Origin of the sequence: Agrobacterium sp. MCAB5, assembly GCF_052114365.1 — a bacterium.
Classification (GTDB): Bacteria; Pseudomonadota; Alphaproteobacteria; order Rhizobiales; family Rhizobiaceae; genus Agrobacterium; species Agrobacterium tumefaciens.
Genome location: NZ_JBFREP010000048.1, coordinates 1 through 1,044, shown reverse-complemented (window position 1 = coordinate 1,044; position 1,044 = coordinate 1). Strand labels below are relative to the sequence as shown.

Here is a 1,044-nt window from a genome sequence, read left to right as displayed (position 1 = left end):
GCCCATAGCATTATGGCCGGAGGCGGTACCGCTGGCGGTATTGCCGCTACCGACAGTCCCTTCGCCAGCCAAATACCCGAGGGCAGAGTTATAGGACCCCACAACCCGCGCGCCGGCACCGGTACCGTTGCCGACATTGTTGGCGTTCGATGCAGTTCCGACCGCGCCGGCGAGGTTGCCGATATAGACATCGGAGGTGCCGCTGGCATTGGCGCCCTGGCCAAGCGCGATCGACGTGTCGCCCGAGGCGGTGGCATTGGAGCCCATAGCCAGGGCCGCGTCGCCGCTCGCCGTCACGCGAAAGCCGACTGCCGTCGCCTGGATGCCGTTCGCCGTCGCGTTCGCACCGGCCGCCAGCGCGTTCGTCCCGGTCGCACCGTCATTGTTGTAGTTACCGCCAGCGACACCGCCATCGTTGACGCTGTAGTAATGCGTCTTGTTGGCGACCACGGCCGCATCCAGCGCCCTGAGCTGGCTGACGTTGACCGCGTCGGTGTCGACCGAACCCGCAGCGACGTTGGTGATCTGCCGCGTGTTGCCTTCCGAACCGACCGAGACCGCGCCGAGCGTGCTTTGCGTGGCGTTGATCGCGGACGCGTCCCCGCCGCTCGGGATAAAGCCCGCCGCACCCGCCGCCGTGTTGGCAACTGAGCCGGAACCGAGTGCTACGCCGCCATCGACGGTCGCCTGGCTGTTCTGCCCCAGGGCCGTGGCCCCGAGTGCCGACGCGCTCGCCAACTGGCCGACGGCTGTCGCGGCACCCGCACTGGCGCTCGATGAGTGACCGACGGCCAGGGTATTGGCGTTCAATGCCTTGCTGAACTGCCCCAGGGCGCTCGAATTATCGCCCGTTGCCTCGGCGGCCTGTCCAAATGCGGTCGCGTACGAGCCCGACGCTATGGCATATTGTCCAATGGCCGTACTGTAGAGGCCTGCGGCCTCCGCGTGTTGGCCAACGGCAGTGGCATTCTCGCCCGATGCGATGGTGCCTTCACCGACAGCGGTCGTCCAGATATTCGTGGCCTTGCTGTTCTGTCCCAATGC

Annotated in this window: 1 pseudogene; it reads right to left on the bottom strand. The window is 66.6% G+C overall.

What is annotated here, in order from left to right:
- Positions 1-1,044, bottom strand: a pseudogene (locus tag AB4Z23_RS27195) (hypothetical protein); the annotation flags it as partial.